We start from the raw sequence: 16,744 nt of genomic DNA, 5'->3' as shown, positions 1-16,744 counted from the left end.
GTTGGACATCTTGCGACTCGGCCAGCAGGGCCGGGAACGTCCCATCGCGCGTGTGGGCGGCGACCTGTTCGATCTCTCCCCCCTGACCCGGGACGTGGACGGCCGGTGGCTGGCTGCCGGAGGTCTCGCGGCCGCCCGCGACGCCCTGCAACGCGGGGCACTGCCGCTCATCGAGGACCCCGGGCACCTCCGCGTCGGGCCGCCGGTGGCCCGCCCCACCGCGGTGCTGTGCATCGGCCAGAACTACGCAGCCCACGCGGCCGAGACCGGCTCTGCCCCTCCGACGGATCCGATCGTCTTCCTCAAGCACCCGAACACCGTCATCGGGCCCCACGACACCGTCACGCGACCCGCGGGCTGCGACACCCTCGACTGGGAAGTCGAGCTGGCCGTCGTCATCGGCCGACGAACCCACCGACTCGCCCAGCGCAGCGACGCCGCCGACGCGATCGCGGGCTACACGATCGCCAACGACCTCAGCGACCGGCGCCGGCAGATGGAGGTCTCCGGAGGGCAGTGGTCCAAGGGCAAGATCGCGCCCGGGTTCTGCCCCGTCGGCCCCTCCCTGGTGCCGGCCGACGAGATCGACCCCAGCGACCTGCGTATCGCGTCCTGGGTCAACGGTGAACCACGGCAGGACTCGACGACCGCCGACATGATCTTCGACGTCGCGGCCCTGATCGTCGATCTCTCCCAATACGTCGCGCTCGAGGCCGGCGACCTGATCCTGACCGGGACCCCGCAAGGGGTCGCATTGTCCGGGCGCTTCCCCTACCTGCAGCCCGGTGACGTCGTCGAGACACACATCGATCGGCTCGGGAGCCAACGACAGGTCATCGAAGCAGCGGTGGCGGCGCCATCGAGATCGGCGATCTCATGAGCGGCGACACCCAGCCCCGAGCCTCTGCGGCGGCCTATCAGCCGAACGGCCTGCGCCAAACATATGAGACGGTCGTTGGCCAAGGTCGCGGGGCGTGAGGAGGTCCCCCATGTCCATGAGCCTGCCGCTCACCGACGGCTGCACCAGACCGCACACTGGATGCCCCCGGATCGGGTGATCAGTCGAGGACGCCGGGCGCTCGGGTGGGGGGCGCGTCAGTGGCCGGCCGGGGAAATCACGGTCCCGCCGTGGCGGCGCGGCCAGGCGAAGACCTGAACGCCGACCAAGCCGGAGCGGGCGGCGTCCCAGGGGAGCGGCCCCTGCTTAACGACCGCGGGCGAGTGCTGCGGTCGAGCGGGTATCGGCTCGGGCTGTCGACGGGCGACAGCGGTCACCGAGTCGACGCACGCTCTGCCAACGATCTGCGAGTGAGCGTGCGGCATCCGACGCGGATGTTTGCGAGTCAGTGGCGGCGCAGGACCGGGTCTTGAGCCCTCTAGACCCGATCTTGAGATGGCGCGATCGCCCGGGGTAAACGGCCCGTAGGGGCGGCCCGGAGTCACCTCGAAGATCGGTCCGCAGAACTTTGACAGCAGAAAGGGTGCGCCGTCAGGGACTCGAACCCCGAACCCAGTGGACAGGAGTCACGGCGACGACGGTGATTTCCGGTGCTCGTTTGTGCAGGTCAGTGGACGTGCTGCCGAGTGTCGATCATGAGCGGAGGCCCGTCGGCATCGTCTGTGTTGTGACGTAAGCGGGCCGTAATCCGCGCCATGGGGAGTAAGGATTCCACCGTCGGACCGCGCGTCGTGGACGATCAATGCGATCGCGGCCAGCTCGACGGAGTCGGCGTGGCCAAGGTCGCGACGGGCACCCTCGAGATCCTCTCGATGAGCGCGAGCAGAGCGGTGTCAGTCGCGGGAGTCGCGGTCCTCGGTGGTCACCACACGGCCGGGAGTCACGGCAGTCACGTCGTCGGGCCCATCGTCTCGATCCCGGGAGCCCCAAGTGCTGGCAAGGGACGCCGGTCAGAGGGTGACGTGGTCGGTGCGGTAGACGTCGGCGGCTCGGGGCACGTGGGTGACGCCGAGCTCGTGGGCGACGGCGGCGAGGCCCTCGTCGGCCGCGGCGAGGTCGACCTGGCCGTCGGCGGTGAACCAGGGCGCGACGAAGCGGGCGTGGTAGCGCCGGACCTCGTCGGGGGTGGCGCGGCCCAGGAACCGCTGGAGGTAGGCGACGGCGGACTCCGGGTCGGCGGCGAGCAGGGCCAGGGCCCGCCGTTGCGCGCGCACCGCGGCGGCGACCGCCGGATCGTCGAGCGGGACGACGGCGGGATCGACGGCGAGTCCGACGGTGGGGATGGCCAGGTGGTCGCCGACCCAGGCGAGCTCGTGGAACCCCTCCTCGGCGGCGATCTGTGCGGGGTCGAGGGTGCTGCCGAGGTAGGCGGCGTCGACCTCGCCCGCGCGCAGCCGTCGCAGGTCCATCCCGTAGTCCCCGGGCGGGCGGATCACGCACTCCAGATCGCGGTCGGGGTCGAGGCCGTGACGGCGCAGGACGATGCGGGCGAAGCATCCCGGGGCGGTGTGCGGGGCGTGGACCAGCAGGCGACGTCCCCGCAGCTCGTCCACGGCGCGCACGTCGCGGCCGCCGACGAACCAGAACAGCGGGCGATGGGTGCTGACCGACAGGGCGGTCCATTCGACGCCGTCGGTGAGCCGGGCGAACACCGAGCGCCCGAGCCCGATGGTGGCGCCGCGCCGCAGCCGCTGGTCGTCCCAGTTCACCCCGTCGCGCACCGCGAGGTGCACGCCCTCCTGCTCGGGGAAGCCTTCCTGGTCGGCGACGTAGGCGACGAGCTCCTCGTGTAGGCCGTGACCGACGTAGGTGAGGTCGAGGGTGTGCAACGCGCTGCTCCTGGTGCGGGTCGAGTTGTCGGGGTGCTCGCGACCCGGGGTCAGGGCATGATCAGGCCGCCGTTGACCGGTGCCCAGCTGCCGGTGGTGAAGGCGGCGTCGTCGCCCGCGAAGTAGGCCACCGTGCGCGCGACGTCCTCGGGTCGGGCGAGGCGGCGCATCGGGGTCGCGGCGGCGAGCTGTGCCGTGAGCTCGTCGGAGAGCCGCCCGCTCACGGCGGTGTCGTCGACCGTGGAGGGGGCGACGACGTTGGCCGTGACGCCGTGGGGCGCCACCTCGGCGGCGACGTAGCGCACGAAGGAGTCCAGGGCGGCCTTGGCGACACCGAGCGCGATCATCCCGTCTCGGGGGCGACGTGACAGGCCGGTGGACAGGTAGACCAGCCGTCCGTAGCGGCGGTCGATCATCTCCGGCAGGACGGCGTGGGTCAGCAGGTGCGCGGCGCGCATCTCCTGGTCGAGCTTCGTGCCGAGTTGCTCCCAGCTCAGGTCGGCGAACGGGGTGATCGGGAACGGGGTCATGGCGTTGTGCACCAGCACGTCGAGCCGTCCCCAGTGTCCGACGACCGTGTCGATCACGCGCGTCACGTCGCCCGGCTCGGTCACGTCGCCCTGCACCACCAGCGCCGCCCCGCCGGCTGCCCGGACGTCGTGCGCGACGGCCTCGGCATCGGTCGCGCTGTCACGATGGTTGACGACCACAGCGTGACCGCGCGCCGCGAGTTCGCGCGCACTGGCGGCGCCGATGCCTCGGCTGGCTCCGGTGATCAGGCACACCCGCTCGCTCACCTGCGATCTCCTTGCCGTCGATCTCGTCGCCCGTGAGGGGCAGCCTGCTCGGCTGACGTGAGCTACTGCTGGTCGTCGCATATGTCGTGCCACGGCGGGGCGACTCGCCCGTCGCCCCGGACGTGGGGCTACTCGCCCCTGCCGGGATGGCTGTCGGTGCCATCACGCCGCCGCGGGCAGCCAGATCTCCCAGGCGATGCCGTCCGGGTCGCAGAACGACACGAACTGCGCGTAGCCCACGTCGCGGGTCGGGGAGTGCTCGACGTCGTGCTCGGCCAACCGCGTCGACCACGCGTCCAGCGTGGCCCGGTCTGGCACGGTCACCGCGACGTGGTCGAGCCCGGTGCGTTGCGGGTCGAAGCGGTCCCCGCTGCGCCGGTAGGGCTCGTGGACGCCCAGCGTCAGTCCGCCGCCGGGATGGCGCATCAACCGCCGGGGATGGCCCTCGGACGGCGGGCCCTCGGTGACCTCGCCGACCCGCTCGAAGCCGAGCACCTCCTCATAGAAGCGCACGCTCGTCGTCATGTCCCGCACGACCAGCGCCACGTGGGCCACGCCGGAGAAGGTCGCGGTACTCACTGGACCCAGATCGTCTTGGCGTTGACCTGCCATGACTCCGCGGCGTGGTCGGCGTACCAGCGGCAGCCGTCGGCGCACTTGGTGACCTCGACGCGAGCGGCCACGAGGGTCTTGCCCATCTCCAGGGTGGCGAGCTGCGCGAGCCGTCCGTTGTCCTCGTCGAAGATGTCGGCCGCGCGGCGCAGCCAGCCGGCGCGCTGCTCGAACGTCGTGTCCCGATACGTCCCGAACGCTTCCCACGAGCGCTGGAGCTTCTCCTCCAGCTGCGCCTCGGTCAGCGTGTCGAACTCGCGGACGGCCTCACCCGTGGCGGGGTTCGTCGTTGCTATGGCCATCGCAGCGGCTACCCAGACCCCGATGCGTGGCAACCCGGGTCCGACTGCGGCATCCGTGACGTTTGACGTCGTCCGCCGATCGGCCACCCCTCGCGCACCAGCCTCCCTGTGGTGGAGGAGGGCATGACTGGGTGGTGGACACAGCCGCCCCCTCCGCCTGAGCCCGTGCCGGCACCCCGCGACCTCGTCACCGGGCGCACCCACGATGATCACTGCACAGCATTCGCGACGTGAAAGCCGCGGAGGCCACTTGCGCGATCGCGGATGAGTCGAACCCGCAACGCCGACGATCCCGCCGCCGCCAGCGGAATTGCACGATGCCGTCACCAACTGATCGGGCCGCGCCAGCGCTCGTGCACGTCGTACTTGTCTTTCCCGCTAGTTGGAGAGGATCGATCTCACATGAAGGCACTGGTCTATGAGGGCCCGAAGTCGGTGTCGGTGAAGGACGTACCGGACGCCACGATCGAGAAACCGACCGACGTCCTGGTACGCATCACGACCACGAACATCTGCGGGTCGGACCTGCACATGTACGAGGGACGCACCGGGCTCGAGTCCGGGAAGATTCTTGGTCACGAGAACATGGGCGAGGTCGTCGAGGTCGGCGACGGGGTCGACCGCGTCCGGGTCGGCGACCAGGTCAGCCTGCCGTTCAACATCGGCTGCGGGTTCTGCGAGAACTGCGAGCGCGGCAACACCGGCTTCTGCCTGACCGTCAACCCCGGCACCGCCGGCGGCGCCTACGGCTTCTACGGCATGGGCCCCTACGCGGGCGGCCAGGCCGAGCTGCTCCGGGTGCCCTACGCCGACTTCAACTGCCTGGTCCTGCCCGAGGACGCGCAGGACAAGCAGAACGACTACACGATGCTCTCCGACATCTTCCCCACCGGCTGGCACGCCACCGAGCTCGCCGGGATGCGACCGGGCGAGTCGGTCGTGGTCTACGGCGGCGGCCCGGTGGGGATCATGGCGGCCTACTCGGCGGTGATCCGCGGCGCGAGCCAGGTGTTCGTCGTCGACCGCCACCCCGACCGGCTCAAGCTCGCCGAGCGGGCCGGGGCGACGCCGATCGACGACTCGCAGGGCGACCCCGCCCAGCAGGTCCTCGACCTCACCGACGGCCGCGGCGCCGACCGCGGCTGCGAGTGCGTCGGCTACCAGGCCCACGACGCCCAGGGCAACGAGAACCCGTCGATGACCCTGAACTCGCTGTTCCAGGCCGTGCGGCCCACCGGGAAGATCGGCGTCGTCGGACTGTTCCTGCCCGGCGACCCGGGCGCGCCGAGCGAGGACGCGAAGATCGGACGCTACCCGCTCGACTACGGCACCACGTGGTTCAAGGGCCAGGGCATCGGCAACGGGCAGGCGAACGTCAAGAACTACAACCGTCAGCTCGCCCAGCTGATCCACCAGGGCAAGGCGGCGCCCTCGTTCATCGTCAGCCACGAACTGTCCCTCGACCAGGCCCCCGAGGCCTACGAGAGCTTCGATGAGCGCCTCCAGGGCTGGACCAAGGTCCTGCTCAAGCCGGCCGCCTGACCCCGATGGCGCGGTGCCGCGGGGTGACGCCCGCGGCACCGCGGGCCGCCCGATCCACCTCAAACCCCAGGAGGACCCGTGAGCAGCCGAGACGACAACATCGCGACACAGGAGAAGGCCGCCGAGCGTCTCAACGCCGGGGACGTCGACGCCGGGGTGGACATCATGTTCGCGCCGGACGCGGTCGACCACGACCCGGCGCCGTTCCAGGAGCAGGGCCGCGAGGGGTACCGCCGGTTCTTCCACTATCTGGTCGGTGCATTCCCCGACTTCACGATCACCCCGGAGCGGATGGTGGCCGACGACGACACGATCGCGTTCGCCTACACGCTCACCGGGACCCATCAGGGCGACTTCGAGGGCGTCGCCGCGACCGGCCGGCGCATCGAGGTGCGCGGGCTGCAGCTCGGACGCTTCGAGGACGGCCAGATCGTCGAGCGGTGGGGCGCCACCGACATGGCGGGCCTGCTCGCCCAGCTCCAGCCCTGACCCCGACGGCCACGCCTCCGGAGCCCCACCCCTTGCGACACGAAAGGACCCCTCATGGCGGACACGAAGAACGGACCGCAGCTCCACCCGGTCACCGAGGAGCTCGCGAACGGCAAGAACTTCGCAGCGGTCACGACGGTCCTGCCCAGCGGCAAGCTGCAGACCCAGGTGCTGTGGGTCGCGATCAAGGACGGCTCGCTGGTCCTCAACACCGAGACCCACCGCAAGCGGTACCAGAATCTCCAGAAAGATCCTCGGATCACGGTGCTGATCCGCGACGAGGGCGACCCCTACCGCTACGCCGAGATTCGCGGGCGCGTCGAGCGCACCACCACCGGGTCCGAGGCTCGCGAGCACATCGACGAGGTCGCGCACCAGTACCTCGGGACCGACTACCCGCCCGAGGGCATCAAGTCCGAACGCGTGATCCTCTGGATCACCCCCGAGCGCCAGACGATCATCGACCAGAACAAGGACACCAGCGACTGACCATGTGCGCCACGCGGGCGACGTCTCCGTTGAAGTGGGCGACCTCGCGCCCGCCGCCGGGCAGACCGGCCAGGAGAACCTCCCCGGCTCCGGACCCTCGCGGAGTCGTTCGGGTTCGTCGTGGCGCCGCTCGCCGTACCGGGCGATCAAAGGAGCGAGGCGGGCGATGTGCTCCTCGCACTCCTCGGCGAGGGCGTGCCCGAGGTGGTGGATGTCGGCTTCGGCGGCGTACCCGTCGGCGACCAGCCGCCACGAGTCGGCGAGGGTCTGTTCGGCGTCGTGGAGCAGTCCGAGATAGGTGCGCAACGGCACGGTCACACCTCAGCGATCGGGTCGACGCGGACACCGCAGAACTTGAGCTGGGGCTGTTTGGACACCGGGTCCCAGGCGGTGATGGTGAGCTCGTTCGCGGCCTGGCGTCCATAGTGGAAGGGGACGAACACGGTGCCCTCTCGAACGCCGGTGACCCGCACGGGCAGGCTCAGCGCGCCGCGGGGACTGGACACCCGCACCGTGTCGCCCTCGCCTACTTCAAGGCGAGCGGCGTCTGCGGTGGCGAGCTCGACCCACGGTGCGGGGGCGGCGTCCTCGAGCTGTTCGGCGCGGCCGGTCTTGGTGCGGGTGTGGAAGTGGTGCACGGTGCGACCGGTGATCAGCCGCATCGGGTAGGCGTCGTCGGGGGCCCCGGGCGGGGTGCTGTGACGGGCGGCCTTGAGCACCGCCCGCCCGTCGGGACGCCACGCACGGTGCTGCTCGCGAGTGACGGCGGCCCCGGTGCCGAGGTCGTGTCCGTAGGTCTCGCAGTAGTCGGTGTCGGTGTTGAACACGGCGTCGGTGTAGAGCCGCTCGGTCCCCGCGGGCGCGTCGGTGGTGACCGGCCACTGCACACCCGAACGTTCCCGCAGCACGTCGTAGGTCAGCGCGGTCTGGTCGCACGGTCGTCCGGCGGTCGCGCGGGTCCACTCGGTGAAGGCGTCCTCGGGCGAGTCCCACCACGGCAACGGGCGCCCGGAGCGGCTGCGGAAGTCCATCCGGCGGGCGTAGTCGATCCACAGGTCCAGGTCGCTGCGGGCCTCGCCCGGGGGGTGCACGGCCTGCTCGGACAGGTGCACGGTGCGGTCGGCGTTGGTGAAGGTGCCGGTCCGCTCGCCCCACAGCGCGGCGGGCAGCACCACGTCGGCGAGCTCGGTGGTCTCGGTGCGATAGGCATCGGAGACCACCACGAAGCACTGGTCGCCGCCGAGCAGGGTGCGGATGCGGGCCAGCTCGGGCATCGACACCGCCGGGTTGGTGCCGGCGATCCACAGGAACCGGATCGAGCCCTGCTCGACGTAGCGGAACAGCTGCATCGCGTGGGTGGGCGACGACCAGTGCGGGATCGTCGACACGTCGACGTCCCACAGCTCGGCGAGCTCGCGAACGTGCGTGGCGTTGTCCCAGTTGCGGAAGCCGGGTAGGTCGCCGTCGGCGCCGCACTCGCGGTTGTTCTGCGCGGTGGGCTGCCCGTTCATCTGCAGCACCCCCGCCCCCGGGTGCCCGATCATGCCGCGCAGCAGGTGCAGGTTGTTGACCCCGACCGCGGCCGCGGTCGCCTGGTGGGACTGGTAGAAGCCCTGCAGCACCGTCGAGAGGACCCGTGACGAGGTGCCGAACACCTCGGCGGCCGCGACCAGGTCGCCCGCGTCGATCCCGCAGATCTCGGCGACCCGTTCGGGGGTGTAGTCCTCGACGACCGCGGCCAGCGCGTCGAACCCGACGGTGTGAGCGTCGATGAACGCCCCGTCGACCCCAACCGCGGTGCAGCAGCTCACGGGTCAGCCCGTTGACCAGGGCCATGTTGGTGCCCGGACGCACCGGCAGGTGCACCGTGGCCCGCGCGGCGACCTCGGTACGCCGCGGGTCCACACACACCAGCCGCGGCGGGTCCGACCCGTCGAGACGGTCGAGCATCCGCGCCCACAGCACGGTCTGGGTCTCGGCGACGTTGTGGCCGAACAGGAACAGCGCGTCGCAGTGCTCGACGTCGGCGTAGCTGCCGGGCTGACCGTCGGTGCCGAAGCTCTCCTTCATCGCCGCCGCCGCGGTCGCGGTGCACAGCCGGGTGTTGCCGTCCATGTGCGGCGTGCCGATGCCGGCCTTCCCGATCACCGAGAGCGTGTAGTACTCCTCGGCCATCAGCTGCCCGGAGGTGTAGAAGCCGTGCGACAACCCCCGTGGGCGTCGAGCAGGTCACGCGAGCGCTCCGCGACGCGACTCATGGCGGTCTCGTAGTCGGTCTCGACCAGCCGCCCTGACCTGTCCCGGATGAGCGGGCGTGTCAGCCTGTCACGCTGCTGGCCCTGCCACCCGTACAGCCCTTTCGGGCCCAGCCGTCCCCGGTTGACCCGGTCGTCGGCCCGGCCGCGCACTCCGACCATCTCTCCGCTCGCCACCGCGATGTCCAGGCCGCAGCCGTTGCTGCACAGGACGCACGCGGAGCGCACCCACCGCTCGACGTCGCTCTCCTCGACCCCGGGCCGCAGGTACGAGTCGACCCGCGAGGGCCACTCGGTGCCGCGGACGTGGTGGGGTCCGGGAGCCCCACACGTCCACGGTGCGGTCGAGGTGATCATCGATGGTCATCGTCCCGCCGTTTCCGTGCACGCACACTTAGCGAGGACCGGTCGCCCGACCTCTCCACGTGGAGCCTCGGTGGTCGGTGTCGGGGCGAGGGACCGGTCGGTGACCGCGTTGAGGCAGTCCTGCACGACGCCGAACGCGGCGATCGACCGACGCGCCGGCCGGGGTGGGCCGGCCACGCTCAGCATCGTCGCCAGGGACCCGTGGTCGATCAATCCGTGCCCTTTCGGGCTGATCGGTCGTCGCATATCGCTTTAGATCTCCGACGCCGCCGGGACGTGTTCGGCGGGGACGGCGGGAAGATGAGCCGGCGGGTCAGGAGCCGAGCTTGTCCTTGACCTTGCCGATGATCCCGTCGTGGCTGGTGTTGTAGGTGGCGTAGAGCATCGGGTCCGGCGCGGGCGCGTCGGCGATGTCGCCGAGCGGGTCGGGGTTGTTGAGGTACGTGAACTCGTGGGCGCCGTCGGGTGCCGTGCCCTGGGCCCACTTGCCCTCGTGGGCGTGCTGGCCGTCGGAGAGCCCCCACAGGGTGCGGGAGTGCTCCTGGTTCTCCTCGTCGAGCAGGGCGTCGGGGACGACGACGCCGCCGAGGCCGTCCTCCTGGAGCTGCTCGATCGCGGCGAGCCACTGCAGCTGGTGCATGGTGTCGCGGGCGAGGTTGAACTTCAGCATCTCCCGGACGCCGTAGTCGTCGGTCATGTTGTAGAGGCGCGCGGTCTGCAGACGACCCTGGGACTCGGCGGCGACGTTGACGCGGAAGTCCGCGAGCAGGTTGCCGCTGGACACGATGTAGCTGCCCATCCACGGGTTCCCGTTCGAGTCACTGGGCAGGGCGCCGCCGCCGCCGACGATGGCGTGCTGGGGGTTCATCCCGCCGATGATCGCCGCGGTGGCGGCGTCGCCGTCGAGTGAGCCGGCCACGGTCTCGGACGGGGCACCCTCGAGCAGGCGGGCGACCATGGTGGCGAGCATTTCGACGTGCCCGATCTCCTCGGTCGCGATGTCCATGATCATGTCCTTGTACTTGCCGGGGACCCGGCAGTTCCAGCCCTGGAACAGGTACTGCTGGGACACCGTCATCTCACCCCAGGCGCCGCCGATGAGCTCCTGGAGCTTCATCGCGTAGAGCGCGTCGGGCTTGTCGGGCTTGGAGGTGAATTGCAGCCGGCTGGTGTGGCGGAACATGAAGATTCCTTCTCGAGAGACGTGCGGAGACCACCGAGCGACGTCCCGTCCCGTCGCCGACCCGTTGAACGGTTCGACCGGGATGCGGCGGGCGGCGCGGGTGGTCGGGCCTGAAGACCGGTCCTGGAGGTGGTCGTGGTGACGCACGCGATGTGTCGACGCCGGTGAGATGGAACGTCCTCTACGGGCCGCCGGCGCGAAGGGACGGCAGGAGTCCGGGGCATGGCGCACGTGGATGAACGCCGCAGCCGGAGGAACGTGGCGTACCCGACGACCAGCGCGATCACACCCGAGTCGCCGACCCCGGACGACGCTGTGCAGCGCACCGGGTCCGGTGGAGGCTCGGGGGCGACGTTGTTCGAGCCGGTCCGTCGCGGTCACGTCGCGATCGCGTGGTCGTTCAGGGCCGTGCCCTCGCGGCGTTCGTGGCGGCGACGCCGGAGGAAGAAGAGGAGGATCATGACGCTGACGACCGCGGCGTAGGCGCACCAGATCGACGTGAAGCTGCTGGCGAGCAGGATCTGGGTGGCGGTCAGGCCGGTGAGGTTGGCGATCCCGAAGGCGACGATCCAGCGGTAGCCGGAGAAGAGCGCCGCCCCGACCACCGCCACCACGTAGGCGACGGCGAACAGGCCGACCAGCGATCCGTCGTTCTCGTAGGCGATGCTGTGGCCGACGATGCGGCAGGTGACCGGTTCGGCGATGTCGATCCAGAACAGGTAGACCCCTGCGGCGATCCCGAGCAGGAGGAACGGGGCGATCCGCAACCGGCGGCGCCGTGACGGTTCGATGAGCAGCACGCCCAACGGCATCAGCGCCGGGAGCACCCCCTGGGCGTAGAGCAGGTAGAAGTAGGCCGCGGCGGCCCCGACGCCGGGCGTGACCTGCCCCTGCAGGCCCAGCCAGACGAAGCCCTCGGCGAACTGGTGGATCGCGAATAGCAGGGGCAGCGAGGCGAACACCACCTCCCGGGGCTCGCGGACCTGGGTGAGTGTCGCGACGCCTATCGCGCCCACCACCGGGCTGCCGACGAAGTTGGCCGTCGCGGAGAAGCACATCGTCAGGTCCGTCCTCGGGGTCGGGCTGGGCCGGGCGGGCGTGGGTGTCCCGGGCGTCGGGGCACGGCTCGGCTGTCGGTCACGGCTCCAGGCCACCGTGGGGCGACCTGGCTCAGAAGTCGTGGCCGAGGTCGGTCGGGGTGCCGTGACGTCCGGGCAGACGCTGCAGGTGGACCTGGCGGACGAGGCGGATGACGGGCCGGATGAGGAGCTCGATGCTGCCGAGGACGAACAGCCAGGTGCCGGTGTAGGTCAGCTCGTCGGAGAAGAACATGAAGCTGCCGATGGTGAACCAGACGGCGATGAGGATGTCGTTGATGATGCTGAGCACCTCGTAGCGGCGGCGGATCAGCAGTTCGTGGTGACCGAGGACGAAGACCAGCGGTCGGGGGTGGGTGTCGGCGGTGCTCACGGAGGGTCTCCTCATCGAGGGGTTCGAGCTGGGTCGTCGTGGGAGGCGTCCCCCCGGGAGCGGACGGGACTGCTCGGTTCCTCGGGGTCGCCGGATGCGTGGGCGTCGAGGACGGGGGAGCGGCTGAGCAGCAGGGTTCCGGCGACGAGCAGGACGCCGCCGGCGACGGAGCCGATCAGCCAGGCTCCCGTGCGGGCCTGTTCGCCGAAGAGCAGCAGGCCCCAGGTGACCGCGACGATGGGGTTGGCCAGGGTCAAGCCGGGTTCGGTCGCGACGAGCAGTCCGGAGTTCAGGGAGTTCTGCAGCAGGTAGAACGAGAACAGCGCGACGACGATCGCGGCGTAGGTCTGCCAGGTCGTGGCGATCGCGGTGATGCCGCCGGAGGCGGCCGAGCCCGCGGCGGAGAACAGCACGGCGGCGGCTCCGTAGCCGACACCGGCGGCGAGACCGAGCAACCCGGCCCGCAGGTCACGACCGCTGTACAGACCGACCAGGGCGGCCGCCGCGCCGACCACGGCCAGGATGCCGAGGCCGACCGCCCACTGCACGCCGGAGACCTGGGTGGGGTCGCCGCCGGTGGGGGAGAGGAAGACGACGAACGCGGCCAGGCCGAGGGTGAGCAGGCCGACCGCGACCCAGTCCCGTCGTGACAGGGAGACACCGAACAGCCGGGACATGCCGAGCACGGCAAGCGGCATCTCCAGGACGAGCAGGGGCTGCACGGTGGCGAGCTCGCCGAGCGAGAGCGCCACGACGTGCACGCACAGCCCGACGAGGCTGGCCACGACGCCGCCGAGCCACGCGGGGTGGCGGGCCAGGTCGAGCAGCATCCGCGCGCCGCCGGTGGCCTGATCGGGCTCGTCACGGGTGGCGCGGCGCTGCAGCAGGTCACCGGAGGCGTTGAGGATCGCGGCCACGACCGCCAGGCCCAGGGGCAGCAGGGTCATCACGACGGCGTCGGTTGTCTCGTGGGGATGGCGGCGCGGGCGCGAGGGGCCGGTGCGACCGCGGCCATCACGGCGAGCCGGAGCACCGGCAGCGGTGTCGGCCCGGCCATGGCGAGGACGCCGGTGCTTATGACGAGCAGGGGCAGGGCGTGGTCGTCGGACATCGCGGCGTCCGTGTCAGGCCTGCTCGAGGGCTTCGCCGAAGTCCTCGAGGGTCGTGCTGTCGCGGTCGGCGGCGAGCAGGTGCCCGACGGCCAGGGCGAGCCCGACCGGCCAGGAGACGAGCTCGGCGGCGGTGAGCACGACGACGCCGGCGACGTAGCCCAGCTGAGGGCGGGACAGGTGCACGGTGCCCAGGCCGGGCACCGGGAGACCCACCGTGTCGTGCTGGCCGGCGCGGCGGCCCGCCTCTCGCGACCGCCCGGGACGGGTGGCGGGAACGTCACTGCGGGAGTGGTTCTCCGGGGACTGGGTGGACGAGCGTGATGACACGGCGGTGGACCTCCTGGGATACGGGTGAGCAGTCAGTGGCGGGTTCGGTGGGAGTCGACCGGCGCGGGGACGCGCAGTTGGCGTCGGTCGAGGACGGCGACGACGAGCAGGTGGGGCACGGTGAGGGCGAACACGACGGCGAGCCCGGCGGACACCGCCCCACGCGCGACGTGGTCGGCGAGGCCGGGCACCGCCCAGATCGCGGCGAGGGCGGCGGTGACCGCGAGGGTCGGCGCGGCGGCGTGCACGGCCAGCCGACGCACCGGCCGGAGCAGACGTCCGCCAGCGAGGTCGGCGGCGTTGGCAGGGTCGGTGGCGGCCAGGCGGGCGAGGTGGCGCAGCCCGTGCCAGGCCCCGAAGTACACCGCGAACGCGGGCAGGGGCGGGACGAGCAGGAACAGAGCGGCGAGCAGCAGCAGCTCGCCGGCGGCGCCGAGGCGCCCGGTGCCGGCCAGCAGGACGGCCACCACCAGGTCGAGGACCGTGACGGCGACCAGGCACGCGGGCTGCCAGCCCGCGGCCAGCAGCGCTCCGGTCGACGGGGCGAAAGCCTGCAGGACGGGGTTCGCGACGTCGGGGCGGGCAGCCATGGGGATCACGACCGTCGTCGCGCCGAAGGCCAGCACCGTCGCGGCGCGTAGTGCCGGGTGCGGACGGTCGGGTCGCCGGCGGCGCAGGCTGTCGATCGCGGCCTCGCCGGCACCGAAGTGCAGCAGGGAGACGAGCAGGAACCCGGCCAGAGCGGGTGCCGGCCATGCGCGGGCGACCGTGAAGGCGAGCACCGCGAGCGTCAGGTAGCCGGCCATCATCGCCGCCATGGCGCGTCGTGGCCGCGTCCGGGCCGAGGTCCACCAGGGGACCAGGTGGTCGAGCGCGCCGTGGGGCACGCCCAGCACGAGCCCGACCCCGAACACCAGCCACGGCGCGGCCGCCCAGAGCTGTGGTGCCAGCACCCCCACGAGCAGCGCAGCGAGGACCACGGTCACCGACGCCGTGGTCGCGGCGCGCAGCGCGAACCGCATGGCGGCTCGTGGCTGATCACCCGCCTGGGCTGCTGCCGGCCCGCGGGCCGCCGCCACCCTGGTGACGGCGGCCCGCGAGCGCGTGCGCCCGCCGGGGATGGAGACGATCACCGATGTCCGTGCTGGGGACCTGCCCCGACCGGGGCGTGACCGTTGCCGGTCTGGCCGTCCACGGCCTGGCCGGCGGTGCCCGCGGGCGCACCGGTGAGGGAGTCCAGGACCCCGGTGCTCGAGAGCGCGGCGATCTGCGGGGGCCAGGCGTCGGCCTGCTTGACGTGGGAGACCCAGACCTGCTCGGGGTGGGACTCCTCGCGGGCGTTGACGTCCTCGGCGGTGCGGACCTTGGCGACCTTGTGGACCAGCGCGCCGAAGCCGCACTTGGCGGCGATGTCGGAGAACGAGAACCCGACCTGGACCACCACGGCCCACACCGCGAGAGTGGCGGGGCTCAGGTCCGGGCTGACGTACACCTGGATGAGGTAGAGCAGCGGGTAGGCGCCGAAGAAGGCGCCGAGCACCACACCGCTGTGCATCAGCGGCTTCCACGCCTCGGCCGACATCTGCCTGCGGGCGCCGAGGATGGCGCGGGCTCCGACGACGTAGAGCACGATGAAGAACACCGTGGAGATCAGGCCCCAGACGTTGAGCCAGGTGGTGCTGGTGCCGTCGGCGAACACCTGGGCGCCGAGAAACCCGGTAATGATCATCAGGAAGGCCGAGGCCATCGCGATGAACCGCGCTCGGCGTAGTGCTGCGCCGGCCAGCGCGCACACCGAGAGCAGTTCGACCATCAGCAGCGGCACGGTCACCGACCAGTCGGCGTAGCGCAGCCCGGGGGAGAACCGGGCGTCCGGGGCGGGCACGTACATGCCCTGGGAGTAGACGAACCCGGTGTGCCAGGACAGGAACAGCGCCACGTAGGCCAGGAACGCGATGCCCTGGATCAGTGCCGACGCGTGGATCGCCGAGCGGTACTTCCCGCCGATCTCGGCGCGGGTCATCAACGAGTAGACGCAGCCGGCGAACAGGGCCAGCCCGGCGACGCCGAGCGAGTACTCGACGAGGTGGTACATGCCCGGGGTGTAGGACACGACGCTGGAGAAGCCGCCGTTCTCGGGTGGGGCGGCCGGCAACGGGCCGATGGCAGCAAACATCGAACACTCCTTGCCGCGCAGCGACCGGGCCCGTTGTCGCGGGCGCGGTGGCGCGGGAGGTCACAAGGGAGGGACCGCGGAACACGCGCAGAGAGGTGGACGCGTGGCGGTGGACGCCATGGATACACGAGATTCGTGCGTGGCGCATGTTGTGCTAGAAGTACGACTTCGGCGCTCGTGGAATGCCCGTCGACCACGCCCGATACACGCCCGCGCCTCGTCCGGGCAGGGACCGTCGGCGAGGGGGCGAGCGTCTGGGTGTGTCACGCTGAGGACATGCCCGAGGCCGCGCACGCCGGGGCGACCGATGCCGAACCGGGTGCCGCGTCGTTCGACGATGCGCTCGAGCGCGCGACCCGCGAGCTGGTGCACGTGAGCATGCACGCGGTGAACCGGCTGGACACCGTCAGCTCGAGACATCTGCAGGCGCTGCAGGCCCTCGAGGACCTCGGGGGCGCGCACGTCTCGCGGCTGGCGCAGGCGCTGGACGTCCAGCCCTCCACCGCCAGTCGACTGTCGGACCGCCTCAGCGAGGCAGGCCTGGTCACGCGGGAGATGTCCCCGTCGAACCGCCGCGCCACCCTGGTCGAGCTCACCCCCCAGGGACACCAGGTGCTGGCCGCGGTCGCCCGCGTCCGCGCCGAGGCCTACCGCGCGGTCAGCGAGCGCATGGACCCCGACGACCGGCAGGCCCTGCTGCGCGGCGCTGCCGCCTTCGCCGCCGCCGCCCACGACGAGGACGGGAACCTCCACACCGGTCACCCCGAGCCCTGAGGTTCGCCCCGACTGACCGGAGCCCGCGCGTCACCGGCGGTTGCCGCCCGGGTCGGGAACGGC

The 16,744-nt window shown here is 71.4% G+C and carries 19 protein-coding genes and 1 pseudogene; 5 read left to right on the top strand and 15 right to left on the bottom strand.

Annotated features, from left to right (window positions below; genetic code table 11):
- Window position 1 precedes the first annotated feature (1 nt).
- Window positions 2–880 (top strand): fumarylacetoacetate hydrolase family protein, encoded by an 879-nt coding sequence (locus tag WCD58_RS20680; RefSeq protein ID WP_373696256.1) that lies wholly within the window; start codon window positions 2–4, stop codon window positions 878–880.
- A 1,028-nt stretch (window positions 881–1,908) separates the two neighbouring features.
- On the opposite strand, the gene WCD58_RS20675 is transcribed toward WCD58_RS20680, so the two are convergent.
- The 4 genes from WCD58_RS20675 to WCD58_RS20660 form a co-directional block, all read right to left on the bottom strand.
- Window positions 1,909–2,787 carry a substrate-binding domain-containing protein gene (locus WCD58_RS20675; protein WP_337704955.1) on the bottom strand — a complete coding sequence of 293 codons (879 nt, stop codon included), beginning with the start codon at window positions 2,785–2,787 and terminating at the stop codon, window positions 1,909–1,911.
- A gap of 50 nt (window positions 2,788–2,837) precedes the next feature.
- Window positions 2,838–3,584, bottom strand: coding sequence for an SDR family NAD(P)-dependent oxidoreductase (locus WCD58_RS20670; protein WP_337704954.1), 747 nt, complete (start codon window positions 3,582–3,584; stop codon window positions 2,838–2,840).
- Between the two features lie 162 nt (window positions 3,585–3,746).
- Window positions 3,747–4,163, bottom strand: a complete 417-nt coding sequence (locus tag WCD58_RS20665; protein WP_337704953.1) for a VOC family protein — start codon at window positions 4,161–4,163, stop codon at window positions 3,747–3,749.
- A complete protein-coding gene (locus WCD58_RS20660) occupies window positions 4,160–4,585 on the bottom strand; it encodes an aldehyde dehydrogenase family protein (protein ID WP_337704952.1) in 426 nt (141 codons plus the stop codon). Before WCD58_RS20660 ends, WCD58_RS20665 begins: the two co-directional genes overlap by 4 nt.
- Window positions 4,586–4,900: 315 nt before the next feature.
- Between WCD58_RS20660 and WCD58_RS20655 the strand changes: the two genes are divergently transcribed.
- The 3 genes from WCD58_RS20655 (at window position 4,901) to WCD58_RS20645 (ending at window position 7,018) form a co-directional block, all read left to right on the top strand.
- Complete coding sequence (locus WCD58_RS20655; RefSeq protein WP_337704951.1) at window positions 4,901–6,040, top strand: glutathione-independent formaldehyde dehydrogenase; 1,140 nt, start codon at window positions 4,901–4,903, stop codon at window positions 6,038–6,040.
- A 78-nt stretch (window positions 6,041–6,118) separates the two neighbouring features.
- Entirely contained in the window at window positions 6,119–6,529 is a 411-nt protein-coding gene (locus tag WCD58_RS20650; protein WP_337704950.1) for an ester cyclase, read from the top strand.
- A gap of 54 nt (window positions 6,530–6,583) precedes the next feature.
- Window positions 6,584–7,018, top strand: a complete 435-nt coding sequence (locus tag WCD58_RS20645) for a PPOX class F420-dependent oxidoreductase (protein WP_337704949.1) — start codon at window positions 6,584–6,586, stop codon at window positions 7,016–7,018.
- A gap of 314 nt (window positions 7,019–7,332) precedes the next feature.
- On the opposite strand, the gene WCD58_RS20640 is transcribed toward WCD58_RS20645, so the two are convergent.
- From WCD58_RS20640 to WCD58_RS20590, 11 genes and pseudogenes are all read right to left on the bottom strand, one after another.
- Window positions 7,333–8,829: a molybdopterin oxidoreductase family protein gene (locus WCD58_RS20640; RefSeq protein WP_337704948.1), complete on the bottom strand. Its 1,497-nt coding sequence runs from the start codon at window positions 8,827–8,829 to the stop codon at window positions 7,333–7,335.
- Window positions 8,830–8,884: 55 nt separating this feature from the next.
- Window positions 8,885–9,193, bottom strand: a pseudogene (locus WCD58_RS20635) (molybdopterin-dependent oxidoreductase); the annotation flags it as partial.
- Window positions 9,193–9,630, bottom strand: coding sequence for a hypothetical protein (locus WCD58_RS20630; RefSeq protein ID WP_337704947.1), 438 nt, complete (start codon window positions 9,628–9,630; stop codon window positions 9,193–9,195). The pseudogene WCD58_RS20635 and the gene WCD58_RS20630, both read right to left, overlap by 1 nt.
- Window positions 9,631–9,952: 322 nt before the next feature.
- Window positions 9,953–10,822, bottom strand: a complete 870-nt coding sequence (locus WCD58_RS20625) for a manganese catalase (protein WP_337704946.1) — start codon at window positions 10,820–10,822, stop codon at window positions 9,953–9,955.
- A 377-nt stretch (window positions 10,823–11,199) separates the two neighbouring features.
- Window positions 11,200–11,880, bottom strand: a complete 681-nt coding sequence (locus tag WCD58_RS20620; RefSeq protein ID WP_337704945.1) for a DUF6629 family protein — start codon at window positions 11,878–11,880, stop codon at window positions 11,200–11,202.
- Window positions 11,881–11,992: 112 nt separating this feature from the next.
- Complete coding sequence (locus WCD58_RS20615; RefSeq protein WP_337704944.1) at window positions 11,993–12,307, bottom strand: YrhK family protein; 315 nt, start codon at window positions 12,305–12,307, stop codon at window positions 11,993–11,995.
- Window positions 12,304–13,239, bottom strand: coding sequence for a DMT family transporter (locus WCD58_RS20610; RefSeq protein ID WP_337704943.1), 936 nt, complete (start codon window positions 13,237–13,239; stop codon window positions 12,304–12,306). Before WCD58_RS20610 ends, WCD58_RS20615 begins: the two co-directional genes overlap by 4 nt.
- The gene (locus WCD58_RS20605; RefSeq protein WP_337704942.1) at window positions 13,239–13,403 is read right to left on the bottom strand and encodes a hypothetical protein; all 165 of its coding nucleotides are present in this window, start codon (window positions 13,401–13,403) and stop codon (window positions 13,239–13,241) included. The genes WCD58_RS20610 and WCD58_RS20605 overlap by 1 nt, the downstream gene beginning before the upstream one ends.
- Window positions 13,404–13,416: 13 nt before the next feature.
- Complete coding sequence (locus tag WCD58_RS20600; RefSeq protein ID WP_337704941.1) at window positions 13,417–13,617, bottom strand: hypothetical protein; 201 nt, start codon at window positions 13,615–13,617, stop codon at window positions 13,417–13,419.
- Window positions 13,618–13,763: 146 nt separating this feature from the next.
- Window positions 13,764–14,864 carry a Brp/Blh family beta-carotene 15,15'-dioxygenase gene (locus WCD58_RS20595; protein WP_337704940.1) on the bottom strand — a complete coding sequence of 367 codons (1,101 nt, stop codon included), beginning with the start codon at window positions 14,862–14,864 and terminating at the stop codon, window positions 13,764–13,766.
- Window positions 14,861–15,907, bottom strand: a complete 1,047-nt coding sequence (locus tag WCD58_RS20590) for a bacteriorhodopsin (protein ID WP_337704939.1) — start codon at window positions 15,905–15,907, stop codon at window positions 14,861–14,863. Before WCD58_RS20590 ends, WCD58_RS20595 begins: the two co-directional genes overlap by 4 nt.
- 276 nt (window positions 15,908–16,183) lie before the next feature.
- Here WCD58_RS20590 and WCD58_RS20585 point away from each other — a divergent pair, with 276 nt between their 5' ends.
- Window positions 16,184–16,681, top strand: coding sequence for a MarR family winged helix-turn-helix transcriptional regulator (locus tag WCD58_RS20585; protein ID WP_337704938.1), 498 nt, complete (start codon window positions 16,184–16,186; stop codon window positions 16,679–16,681).
- Window positions 16,682–16,744 lie beyond the last annotated feature (63 nt).

Origin of the sequence: Actinomycetospora flava, from assembly GCF_037400335.1 — a bacterium.
Lineage (GTDB): Bacteria > Actinomycetota > Actinomycetes > Mycobacteriales > Pseudonocardiaceae > Actinomycetospora > Actinomycetospora flava.
The sequence above is the reverse complement of the archived record's forward strand: the minus strand, read 5'-3'. Positions and strand labels throughout refer to the sequence as shown.

What these genes read in the sequence shown, in the direction of transcription:
- WCD58_RS20605 (WP_337704942.1), bottom strand. Translation starts at nt 13,403, where the DNA reads ATGTCCGACGACCACGCCCTGCCCCTGCTCGTCATAAGCACCGGCGTC.
- WCD58_RS20620 (WP_337704945.1), bottom strand. Translation starts at nt 11,880, where the DNA reads ATGTGCTTCTCCGCGACGGCCAACTTCGTCGGCAGCCCGGTGGTGGGC.
- WCD58_RS20630 (WP_337704947.1), bottom strand. Translation starts at nt 9,630, where the DNA reads ATGATCACCTCGACCGCACCGTGGACGTGTGGGGCTCCCGGACCCCAC.
- WCD58_RS20615 (WP_337704944.1), bottom strand. Translation starts at nt 12,307, where the DNA reads ATGAGGAGACCCTCCGTGAGCACCGCCGACACCCACCCCCGACCGCTG.
- WCD58_RS20610 (WP_337704943.1), bottom strand. Translation starts at nt 13,239, where the DNA reads ATGACCCTGCTGCCCCTGGGCCTGGCGGTCGTGGCCGCGATCCTCAAC.
- WCD58_RS20655 (WP_337704951.1), top strand. Translation starts at nt 4,901, where the DNA reads ATGAAGGCACTGGTCTATGAGGGCCCGAAGTCGGTGTCGGTGAAGGAC.
- WCD58_RS20585 (WP_337704938.1), top strand. Translation starts at nt 16,184, where the DNA reads ATGCCCGAGGCCGCGCACGCCGGGGCGACCGATGCCGAACCGGGTGCC.
- WCD58_RS20645 (WP_337704949.1), top strand. Translation starts at nt 6,584, where the DNA reads ATGGCGGACACGAAGAACGGACCGCAGCTCCACCCGGTCACCGAGGAG.
- WCD58_RS20625 (WP_337704946.1), bottom strand. Translation starts at nt 10,822, where the DNA reads ATGTTCCGCCACACCAGCCGGCTGCAATTCACCTCCAAGCCCGACAAG.
- WCD58_RS20590 (WP_337704939.1), bottom strand. Translation starts at nt 15,907, where the DNA reads ATGTTTGCTGCCATCGGCCCGTTGCCGGCCGCCCCACCCGAGAACGGC.